This is a genomic window from Microbacterium sp. (genome assembly GCF_049661145.1).
Classification (GTDB): Bacteria; Actinomycetota; Actinomycetes; order Actinomycetales; family Microbacteriaceae; genus Microbacterium.
This window is the reverse complement of record NZ_JBASZT010000045.1, coordinates 1-9,237: the sequence shown is the minus strand read 5'-3', so window position 1 is coordinate 9,237 and position 9,237 is coordinate 1. Positions and strand designations below refer to the sequence as shown.

The 9,237-nt window shown below is 68.9% G+C and carries 13 protein-coding genes and 1 pseudogene; 4 read left to right on the top strand and 10 right to left on the bottom strand.

The window, feature by feature from the left end; translation table 11 throughout:
• The 4 genes from WBP48_RS02065 to infC form a co-directional block, all read right to left on the bottom strand.
• Positions 1-533 (bottom strand): TrmH family RNA methyltransferase (locus tag WBP48_RS02065; RefSeq protein ID WP_424435341.1); only part of this gene is annotated, 533 nt, incomplete at its 3' end.
• A gap of 196 nt (positions 534-729) precedes the next feature.
• On the bottom strand, positions 730-1,110 hold the full coding sequence (rplT, locus tag WBP48_RS02060) for a 50S ribosomal protein L20 (protein ID WP_424435338.1): 381 nt from the start codon (positions 1,108-1,110) through the stop codon (positions 730-732).
• A 39-nt stretch (positions 1,111-1,149) separates the two neighbouring features.
• The gene (gene rpmI, locus WBP48_RS02055; RefSeq protein ID WP_424435335.1) at positions 1,150-1,344 is read right to left on the bottom strand and encodes a 50S ribosomal protein L35; all 195 of its coding nucleotides are present in this window, start codon (positions 1,342-1,344) and stop codon (positions 1,150-1,152) included.
• Positions 1,345-1,425: 81 nt separating this feature from the next.
• On the bottom strand, positions 1,426-2,064 hold the full coding sequence (gene infC, locus WBP48_RS02050; protein WP_424435332.1) for a translation initiation factor IF-3: 639 nt from the start codon (positions 2,062-2,064) through the stop codon (positions 1,426-1,428).
• A gap of 236 nt (positions 2,065-2,300) precedes the next feature.
• On the opposite strand from infC, the gene WBP48_RS02045 reads away from it, so the two are divergent.
• Positions 2,301-2,696, top strand: coding sequence for a DUF1844 domain-containing protein (locus WBP48_RS02045; RefSeq protein ID WP_424435330.1), 396 nt, complete (start codon positions 2,301-2,303; stop codon positions 2,694-2,696).
• A gap of 72 nt (positions 2,697-2,768) precedes the next feature.
• Here the strand turns inward: WBP48_RS02045 and WBP48_RS02040 are convergent, their stop codons facing one another.
• From WBP48_RS02040 to WBP48_RS02015, 6 genes are all read right to left on the bottom strand, one after another.
• Complete coding sequence (locus WBP48_RS02040) at positions 2,769-3,566, bottom strand: SseB family protein (protein WP_424435327.1); 798 nt, start codon at positions 3,564-3,566, stop codon at positions 2,769-2,771.
• Positions 3,550-4,296 (bottom strand): bifunctional 1-(5-phosphoribosyl)-5-((5-phosphoribosylamino)methylideneamino)imidazole-4-carboxamide isomerase/phosphoribosylanthranilate isomerase PriA, encoded by a 747-nt coding sequence (priA, locus tag WBP48_RS02035; RefSeq protein ID WP_424435324.1) that lies wholly within the window; start codon positions 4,294-4,296, stop codon positions 3,550-3,552. Before priA ends, WBP48_RS02040 begins: the two co-directional genes overlap by 17 nt.
• A gap of 60 nt (positions 4,297-4,356) precedes the next feature.
• The gene (gene hisH / locus WBP48_RS02030) at positions 4,357-5,013 is read right to left on the bottom strand and encodes an imidazole glycerol phosphate synthase subunit HisH (protein ID WP_424435321.1); all 657 of its coding nucleotides are present in this window, start codon (positions 5,011-5,013) and stop codon (positions 4,357-4,359) included.
• On the bottom strand, positions 5,010-5,621 hold the full coding sequence (hisB, locus tag WBP48_RS02025) for an imidazoleglycerol-phosphate dehydratase HisB (protein WP_424435318.1): 612 nt from the start codon (positions 5,619-5,621) through the stop codon (positions 5,010-5,012). The genes hisH and hisB overlap by 4 nt, the downstream gene beginning before the upstream one ends.
• A 72-nt stretch (positions 5,622-5,693) precedes the next feature.
• Entirely contained in the window at positions 5,694-6,794 is a 1,101-nt protein-coding gene (locus WBP48_RS02020) for a histidinol-phosphate transaminase (protein ID WP_424435315.1), read from the bottom strand.
• Positions 6,795-6,806: 12 nt separating this feature from the next.
• Complete coding sequence (locus WBP48_RS02015; protein ID WP_424435312.1) at positions 6,807-7,211, bottom strand: LysM peptidoglycan-binding domain-containing protein; 405 nt, start codon at positions 7,209-7,211, stop codon at positions 6,807-6,809.
• A 300-nt stretch (positions 7,212-7,511) separates the two neighbouring features.
• Here WBP48_RS02015 and lexA point away from each other — a divergent pair, with 300 nt between their 5' ends.
• The 3 genes and pseudogenes from lexA to WBP48_RS02000 form a co-directional block, all read left to right on the top strand.
• Positions 7,512-8,177, top strand: a complete 666-nt coding sequence (gene lexA / locus WBP48_RS02010) for a transcriptional repressor LexA (protein ID WP_424435309.1) — start codon at positions 7,512-7,514, stop codon at positions 8,175-8,177.
• Positions 8,178-8,278: 101 nt separating this feature from the next.
• A complete protein-coding gene (locus WBP48_RS02005; protein WP_424435306.1) occupies positions 8,279-8,578 on the top strand; it encodes a hypothetical protein in 300 nt (99 codons plus the stop codon).
• A gap of 137 nt (positions 8,579-8,715) precedes the next feature.
• Positions 8,716-9,111, top strand: a pseudogene (locus WBP48_RS02000) (IS110 family transposase); the annotation flags it as partial.
• Positions 9,112-9,237: the final 126 nt, after the last annotated feature.

Sequence of the window (9,237 nt, the reverse complement as noted above, 5' to 3'; positions counted from 1 at the left end):
TCGTCGAGCCGGGCACCGACGGCGACCGGCACGTGGAACAGCGACCCGGTCGTCGCGCGCACAACCTTGGGGTTGTACGGATCGACGGTGCGACCGCTGAGGATCACGGCGTCGGCGCCGGCGGCGTCGGCGGCGCGGATGATCGTCCCGAGGTTCCCGGGATCGCGCACCTCCTCACAGATCGCGACGAGACGGGGGGATGCCGCGAACACATCGCGCAGCGACGTCGGAGACTGCCGGGCCACTGCGACGATCCCCTGCGGAGTGACGGTGTCCGCCATGGCGTCGAGGACGGCTTCGGTGGTGAAGACGGTCTCGACCTCGGCATCCTTCGCGGCGTCGCGGAGGTCAGGATGCCGTTCCATCGCCGTGGGTGTCGCGAACAGCTCGACGAGGGTATCGGGGCGGTAGGCGAGGGCCTCGCGCGCGGCCTGCGGGCCTTCGAGCAGGAACAGCCCCGTCTCCTGCCGGGCGCTGCGTTTGGTCAGTTTGGCGACGGCGCGCACGCGCGGGGAACGGGGGTTCTCGAGCACGCTCCGACTCTACTCACCGCGAGAGAACAACTCACGGACGAGAGAACGGGTACCACCCGTTCTCTCGGCGGCCGGTTGTTCTCTCGCGGGCGGCCGGCGGGGCTCGTGGACGGAGTGGGAGACGCGGAACGGGGCGCCCTCCGAAGGAGGACGCCCCGTTCGGGGGGATGCCGACGGCGCGCGGTGCTTGCGGCGATCAGGCCTTGGGGGCGTTCACGTCGGCGGGCAGCGCATTCTTGGCGGTCGCGACGAGCGACGCGAACGTCTTGGGGTCGTTCACGGCCAGGTCGGCGAGCATGCGGCGGTCGACCTGCACACCGGCAAGGCCGAGTCCCTGGATGAAGCGGTTGTACGTGAGGCCGTTGGCACGGCTCGCGGCGTTGATGCGCTGGATCCACAGGCGGCGGAAATCACCCTTGCGCTTGCGGCGGTCACGGTACGCGTAGACGAGCGAGTGGGTGACCTGCTCCTTCGCCTTGCGGTACAGGCGCGAACGCTGTCCGCGGTAACCGGAGGCGCGCTCGAGGATGACGCGACGCTTCTTGTGGGCATTGACAGCCCGCTTGACTCTAGCCATTTTCTTCTACTTCCTTCTGAAACTCGAGGGCTTCGGCGCTCAGATGCCGAGCAGCTTCTTGGCGACCTTGGCGTCGCCGGGAGCGAGCATCTTGTCGGCCGACAGGCGGCGCGTGCGCTTGGTGGGCTTGCCCTCGAAGTTGTGGCGGAGGTTCGCCTGCTGCTTCTTGATCTTTCCGCTACCGGTGACCTTGAAACGCTTCTTGGCACCCGAGTGGGTCTTCTGCTTCGGCATGTCTCTATCCTTCGTTGTGGTTCCCGCGAGGCGGGAGTGTGTGGGGCGGGGCGCCCGGCGTCGCGCGTGCGCGCGGCTCGCTTACTCGACGGTCCCGGCGGCGGGAGCGGTCCTGGCCTGACGCGCCGCCTGCTTGTTCGCAGCACGCTGGGCGTTCTGCTCGGTCTTGACCTCGGACTTGTTCTTGTGCGGCGCGATCACCATCACCATGTTGCGGCCGTCGATCGTGGGGTTGGACTCCACGGTGCCGTACTCCGCGACATCCTCCGCGAACTTGCGGAGCAGGCGCACGCCCTGTTCCGGACGGGACTGCTCCCGGCCGCGGAAGAGGATCATCGCCTTGACCTTGTCGCCCGACTGCAAGAAGCCCTCGGCGCGCTTGAGCTTGGTCGTGTAGTCGTGCGCCTCGATCTTCAGGCGGAAACGGACCTCTTTGAGGACCGTGTTGGCCTGGTTGCGTCGTGCTTCCTTGGCCTTCTGGGCCGCCTCGTACTTGTACTTGCCGTAGTCCATGATCTTGACCACGGGCGGCTTCGAGTTGGGGGCGACCTCGACGAGGTCAAGGTCCGCTTCCTGAGCGAGGCGCAGCGCGACCTCGATGCGGACGACGCCGACCTGCTCACCGGCAGGCCCCACGAGGCGGACCTCGGGGACGCGGATGCGGTCGTTGGTGCGGGGATCGCTGATGCGGAACTCCTTAGTCGTACGGATGGATGCCACCGGGGCATGGATGATGCCTCGGGCGGAAGAGCCTCACGTCCACCGTTGTCCACCACGTACGACGCGCACGTCGTCAGCAGGTTTCTGCACCCGGCATCCACTCTCGTGGCTACCCCGTGAACGGGGCGGAGTGCGTGACCCGGTAGCCTGGAGCGGCAAGCGCGGGTGGGATGTGATCCTCTTTCGATCCGGAGCAGAACACTCCGGTGCCCGCCCAGTCTAGCAGAGAGCAACACGTGTCTACGATCCCCTCTTCGGACCCGCAGGATGCCGAGCGCCTCGCGCGCTGGGAGGAGCAGGAGCGCGCCGCCGCGGCGGCGACCCGCGACATCGCCGACGTGCCGGCCGTCGAGGTCATCACGACCGCGGCGGTTCACCTCATGAGCGCCGCCGCCGTCAAGACCGGCCTCGCTGACGACCCCGCGACGCAGCTCGACCTCGACGAGGCGCGCAAGCTGATCAACGCCCTCGCGGGGCTGATCACCGCGGGCGCGCCCGAGATCAGCGACATGCACGCCCGGTCGCTGCGCGACGGCCTGCGATCGCTGCAGCTCGCCTTCCGTGAGGCCTCCGCCATCCCCGACGCCGTCGGCAAAGGTCCGGGCGAGAAGTGGACCGGCCCCGTCACTTGACCAGGACGGTGTGAACGGATGCCGGTACTCACGACCGGCCTCCGGCCTGGGGTTCCGGCGTGTGGCGAACGGTCAGGCGCGGACGAGCTTGACCGTCAGCGAGTCGACGAGCACCGCGATCCGGTCATCGGCAGCCCAGCGGGCGGCGAGGCGCTGCAGGATCGCGTCGAGTTCGGTCCGGTCGAGCCCATCGATCAAGTGCAGCCGCACGATCAGTTCCGGTCCACGCAGGCGAGCGCCGGGATCGCCGGGATCGACCGAGAGGTCGAGCACACCCAGCTCACCGCCGATCGACTCCTGCAGGCCGGCGAAGACCTCGGGAGACGTGTGCGCCGGTTCCCACGACTGGTCCTGACCGATCGCCCACACGGCGGGTCGGCGCAGGACGAACTCGGTGGCGGATCCCGGGTCTATGACGATCAGATCGGTATCGTCGGCCGCCGCCGACAGCGCCGTCCGGACCCCGTCCGCCGGCACCGGCCGCGCCGTCGGGTTCCACGCCGCCATCGCCCGGACCGACGTGAACACGGGGAGCACCGGCCGCCCGTCGGGCGCGGCGACCGTCACGATCGACAGCTCCTGCGTCTTGTCCACCGTGTGACCCGACGGCGCGATGCCGAGGTCCCCGGCTTCCGCGACGAGCGGGATGAGCAGCCGCGCGGCCCGATAGGCGTCGACGACAGCGACCTGGTCCCCGTCGCCGTGACGGAAGGCCGTCAGCGCCGCGAGCAGCGCAGGATCGGCCGACCCGTCGTCGCCGGAATGCGGGTTCGGCTCGAACGAGCGCCCCGCCCAGGGCACCCCGGCTGAATCCGCAGTGGAGTCCGCATCGCCCGCGGCGGCTCCCGCACCGTCATCCCGCCGCGACATCCAGCGCCTCGGCCAGTGTGAATGCCCCGGCATACAACGCCTTGCCGACGATGGCACCCTCGACGCCGAGCGGGACGAGGTCGCGCAGCGCGGCGATGTCGTCGAGATTGGAAATGCCCCCCGAGGCGACAACGGGCTTGACAGTGCGCGCCGTGACCTCGCGCAGCAGGTCGAGGTTCGGGCCCTTCAGCGTGCCGTCCTTCGTCACGTCGGTGACGACGTAACGGCTGCACCCGGCATCCTCGAGACGATCCAGCACGTCCCAGAGGTTGCCGCCGTCCTGGGTCCATCCGCGCGCGGCCAGAGTCGTGCCGCGCACGTCGAGTCCGACGGCGATCGCGTCGCCATAGCGACCGATGACATCGGCGGCCCATTCCGGGTTCTCCAAAGCCGCCGTGCCGAGATTGATGCGCGCGGCTCCCGACTCCAGCGCGGCGTGCAGTGACGTGTCGTCGCGGATGCCCCCGGACAGCTCCACCTGGACCCCCCTGAGCTGCTTGATGACGCGGCGCAGCACCGCGACGTTGCTGCCGCGGCCGAAGGCGGCGTCGAGGTCGACGAGGTGCACCCACTGCGCACCGTCGCGCGCCCAGGTCAGAGCAGCCTCGACGGGGTCGCCATAGCTGGTCTCGGTGCCCGCTTCGCCCTGCGTGAGCCGGACGGCTTTGCCGCCGGCGACGTCCACGGCGGGCAGCAGGATCAGTTCGGGGGTCGACGCGAAATCGTTCATGGCTCCAAGAGTGGGTTGTCGCTCTCCGCGTGACCGCGAACGCGGACACAAGGAGAGAGACTACCGCGCCCCGGGAAGTGCCGAGATCCAGTTGCCGAGCAGACGGATGCCGGCGGCCCCGCTCTTCTCCGGGTGGAACTGCGTCGCCGACAGCGGGCCGTTCTCCACGGCGGCCAAGAACGGCGCGCCGTAGTCGCACCAGGTGAGCACCGGCTCGCGGAAGCGACGAGTGGCCTCCAGCGACCAGTGCTGGGCCCCATACGAGTGGACGAAGTAGAACCGTTCCTCCTCGAGCCCACGGAAGAGGATGCTGTCCTCCCCCGCCCGCACCGTGTTCCAGCCCATGTGGGGGAGCACCGGGGCGTCGAGCTCCGTAACGGCGCCCGGCCATTCGCCCATGCCCTCGGTCTCCTCGCCCCGCTCCACCCCGTGCGAGAACAGCACCTGCATGCCGACGCAGATCCCGAGGACGGGCAGCCCGCCCGCAAGGCGCCGCTCGATCGCCTCATCACCGCGACCGGCGCGGAGGGCGCCCATCACGGCCCGGAACGCGCCCACTCCGGGGACGACGAGACCGGCGGCATCCTGAATCAGCCCGCGATCGGCGGTGAGGCGGGCGTCGGCACCGGCGGCGACGAGCGCCTTGACTGCGGAGTGGACGTTGCCGGACCCGTAGTCGAGGACGGCGACCAGCGGACGTTCGGGCTGGCCGGTCACAGCGCGCCCTTGGTACTGGGAACGCCCTGTACGAGCGGGTCGAGCGCCTTCGCCTGCCGGAACGCGCGGGCGAACGCCTTGTACTCCGCCTCGGCGATGTGATGCGGATCGCGGCCGCCGAGTACGGTCACGTGCACCGTCAGACCACCGTTGAACGCCAGCGCCTCGAACGTGTGGCGCACGAGCGAGCCCGTGAAGTGGCCGCCGATGAGGTGGTGCTCGTAGCCGACCGGCTCCCCTGTGTGCACGAGGTACGGCCGCCCGCTGATGTCGACGACGGCCTGCGCAAGGGCTTCGTCGAGAGGCACGAGCGCGTCGCCGTAGCGGGAGATGCCTCTCTTGTCGCCGAGCGCCTGGCGGATGGCCTGGCCGAGGACGATCGCGACGTCTTCGACGGTGTGGTGCGCGTCGATGTCGGTGTCGCCGGAGGCACGCACCGTGAGGTCGGTGAGCGAGTGCTTCGCGAACGCCGTCAGCAGGTGGTCGAAGAAGGGCACCGTCGTGTCGATGTGGCTCGTGCCGCTGCCGTCGAGATCGAGTTCGAGCTCGACGGTCGATTCGCTCGTCGCGCGGCGGATCGCAGCCGTGCGGGGCGCAGAAGTGCTCATGACGCGAGTCTATCGGCGGGGCCGGGCGGCCACGGCAGGGCTGTGCCGCGGCCGCGCTACCCTGCGGCAGCGTTACACGCGCTCGGCAGCACTGATGGAGGCGAGTGCGTCGAGGAACGCCGTCGACTCCACCTCGGTGCCGGCCGTCACCCGCAGGCTGTGCGGGATGCCGACGTCGCGGATGAGCACGCCGCGGTCGTACAACGCCTGCCATGTCGCGGCAGGGTCGTCCACGCCCGAGAACAGCACGAAGTTCGTCCAACTCTCGTACGGCGCGTAGCCGAGCGCGTCCAGCGTCGCGGTGATGCGGTCGCGCTGGGCGACGATGTCGTCGACCATCGCGAGCATCGCGGGGGCGTGCCGGAGGGCCGCGATGGCCGCGGCCTGCGTCAGCGCGCTGAGGTGATACGGGAGCCGCACGAGGCGCAGCGCGTCGATGACGCCCGGATCGGCGGCAAGGTAGCCCACGCGCGCGCCGGCGAAGGCGAAGGCCTTGCTCATCGTGCGGGACACGACGAGACGCTCGCGGTCCGGCAGCAGCGTCAGCGCAGAGCGGGAGTCGCGCGGGGCGAACTCCTGATAAGCCTCGTCGACGATGACGATCCCGTCGACCGCGTCGTAGACCGCCTCGATGACGTCGAGGCCGAGCGGCGTGCCAGTCGGGTTGTTCGGCGCACAGAGGAACACGATGTCGGGACCGGCTTCCGCCACCTGCGCAGCAGCATCCTCGGCGGCGAGTGTGTAGTCGACCCCGCGGGACCCGGCGACATAGGACGCACCGGTTCCGCGAGTGAGCAGCGGATACATGGAGTACGTGGGTGCGAAGCCGAACGCCGTACGCCCGGGACCGGCGAAGGCCTGCAGCAGGTGCTGCAGCACTTCGTTCGATCCGTTCGCCGCCCAGATCTGGTCCGCGGTGAGTCCGTGGCCGAGGTAGTCCGCGAATCCCTCACGCAACGCACCGAACTCGCGGTCCGGGTAGCGGTTCACCTCCCGCAGCGCCCGTGCGACGCTGTCCAGGATGTCGTCGGCCACGTCCTCCGGCACGGGATGAGTGTTCTCGTTGACGTTGAGGGCAACGGGAAGCGGCGCCTGCGGGGCCCCGTACGGAGTGAGACCGCGCAGGTCAGGTCTGAGGGGGAGGTCTTCGAGACGGGCGCTCACCCTGTCCATGGTAGAGCCGCGTCAGTGTGCGGCGCCGTACTCGGCCGGGATCGCGATCGCCTGCCCGGCGACGAGGTTCCCCGACGGAAGGGCGTTCAGGCGCATGATCGCATCTACCGCATCACGCGGATCGGCCCGTGGTGCAACGGTCTCGGCGATCGACCACAGCGACTCCCCCGGCATGACCGTGACGTATGCGAAGGTCGCACCGGCCCCGCCCTCGTCGGAGGCGATCGCACCGCCGCCGGAGACGATCGCGATGCTCAGCGCGACGATCGCAGGAATCGACGCGAGAAAGGCAAGCACGCGACGGCCGCGGCGCGTCAGCCGCAGACGCGTCGCCGACGTGCGAGCGCCATCGGCGACGGTGAACCGGGGAAGAGACCCGAGCGCACGGGGGGTGCCGAGCGTGTCGATCGTGGTCATGGGATCCTCCTGAAGGACGAGCGCCTCTGGTTGCAGAGATTCGTACCCGAATCTCGGCCGGGAGAGCCGGGTACGAATCTCTGTACCGAAGCTATCTTCGATAGTAGATGGTTGTCAAGTCCCGAGCGGGTCGGAGATGGATCGAACGCGACACGCGAGGAGTTGCGGGCGAAGATCTCCGGAACCGGATACGGTTTCGACAGGACGACCCCATCACCCACCTCCGACATTCGAAGGCCACGCCTTCCGGGGGTGTCATCCAAGGGGCCGCGATCGAACGTGATCGAAGGAGTGCGTGACATGGCTGACAAGCCCCAGACCCGCCGACGCCGGAGCCTGAGCGATAAGCAGCTGAAGATCCTGGAGGTGATCCAGGCCTCCATCGCGCGCTACGGGTATCCGCCGAGCATGCGTGAGATCGGTGACGCCGTCGGGCTCAAATCCCTCTCGAGTGTCACTCACCAGTTGAACCAGCTGGAACTGAGCGGGTACTTGCGACGGGATGCCGGCAAGACGCGCGCCATGGAGGTGCTGATCGATCTGCCCGGCACCGCAGCGGAGAACCCCGCCGACCTCGCTCCCGCGCTCGGCGACGCAGCGCTGGTGCCCCTCGTCGGCCGCATCGCGGCCGGTGTTCCCATCACCGCTGATCAGCAGGTGGAGGAGATCTTCCCGCTGCCGCGCCAACTCGTCGGCAAGGGCGACCTGTTCATGCTGAAGGTCAGCGGCGAGTCGATGATCGATGCCGCCATCTGCGACGGCGACTGGGTCGTGGTGCGCTCGCAGCCGAACGCCGACAACGGCGACATCGTCGCGGCGATGCTCGACGGCGAGGCGACCGTGAAGACGTTCCGCCAGCGCGACGGCCACACGTGGCTGCTCCCCCGCAATTCCGCGTTCGAGCCCATCCTCGGCGACGACGCCACCGTCCTCGGCAAGGTCGTCGCCGTGCTTCGCGCGGTCTAGCGCGCATCGCCCGACCCACACCGCCTCACCGCCTCACCTGGCCCGGGCGAAAGCAACGCGACGGTGACGCCGGGCGGACATGCGTCCGCAACAATGACCGCATGAGCGAACCCTCCTCCGTCCCCGACATCGTCGCACTCGAGAAGCGCATCCTCGAGCTGGAAGCCGAGAACGTGCGCCTGGCCGAGGAGAAGGGGGATCCCGAGCCGCAGACCCCGGCATCCGCCCCGCGCCCGGCGGGCTCGCGGTGGCGCTCCTTCGTTTCAGCTTTTCAGGGCCGCTGTGCGGCCCTCCGTGGGGGTGGAAAGATCGGGGTGGTCGCCTCTTGCTGGCTTGGGTTGGTGGGGTGGATGCTGGGGGTGCTGGTCGCGGATAACGTCGGATCCGTTTTGGTGCGCTGAGGCTCGTGTTTCAGCTTGATGCGGAGGGCTCCGCGGGAACCGTGGATTGTTGCTACGAGCACGAGGGTCAGAGTCTGATTCTCCCTGTCCTCCCCGTGGCTGGTTTCGTCGGAGTCGAGCAGGGGGAGTCATCGCTGATGGATATCGTTCATGATCGGGCGGCGGGGATGGATATCTCCAAACGCGACGCGAAGGTCGCGGTGCGGGTGCCGGGGAAACGTGCGGGGACGTTCACCACGACGGTGACCACGTGGGGGGCGACGGTGGGTCAGATTACCGAGCTGATCACGTTCCTGGCGCAAGCCCGGGTGAGCGTGATCGTGATGGAAGCGACCGGGGACTACTGGAAGCCGTTCTACTACCTGATGGAGGCCGCGGGGCTGCCGGTGATGCTCGTCAACGCGAAGCAGGCGCGGAACATCCCAGGCCGCAAGTCGGACGTGTCGGACGCGGCGTGGCTGGCGCAGTTGGGCGCGCACGGGCTGCTGCGCGGGTCGTTCGTGCCGCCGGAGCCGATCCGGCAGCTACGGGACGGGGGTGTCAGATGGTCTGTGTAAGGGGTGCTTATCACCTCGAAGGAGAACATCATGGAGACCATGGCAGTCAGTCCGGAGCGCGAGGAGCGTCGTCGGCGTCAGAAGGAGCTTGCTGACTCGTTG

Coding starts and splice junctions, on each gene's coding strand:
- rplT (WP_424435338.1), bottom strand. CDS start 1,110: ATGGCTAGAGTCAAGCGGGCTGTCAATGCCCACAAGAAGCGTCGCGTC.
- rpmI (WP_424435335.1), bottom strand. CDS start 1,344: ATGCCGAAGCAGAAGACCCACTCGGGTGCCAAGAAGCGTTTCAAGGTC.
- WBP48_RS02040 (WP_424435327.1), bottom strand. CDS start 3,566: ATGTCGCGGCGGGATGACGGTGCGGGAGCCGCCGCGGGCGATGCGGAC.
- priA (WP_424435324.1), bottom strand. CDS start 4,296: ATGAACGATTTCGCGTCGACCCCCGAACTGATCCTGCTGCCCGCCGTG.
- hisB (WP_424435318.1), bottom strand. CDS start 5,621: ATGAGCACTTCTGCGCCCCGCACGGCTGCGATCCGCCGCGCGACGAGC.
- WBP48_RS02020 (WP_424435315.1), bottom strand. CDS start 6,794: ATGGACAGGGTGAGCGCCCGTCTCGAAGACCTCCCCCTCAGACCTGAC.
- WBP48_RS02015 (WP_424435312.1), bottom strand. CDS start 7,211: ATGACCACGATCGACACGCTCGGCACCCCCCGTGCGCTCGGGTCTCTT.
- lexA (WP_424435309.1), top strand. CDS start 7,512: ATGGCTGACAAGCCCCAGACCCGCCGACGCCGGAGCCTGAGCGATAAG.
- WBP48_RS02005 (WP_424435306.1), top strand. CDS start 8,279: ATGAGCGAACCCTCCTCCGTCCCCGACATCGTCGCACTCGAGAAGCGC.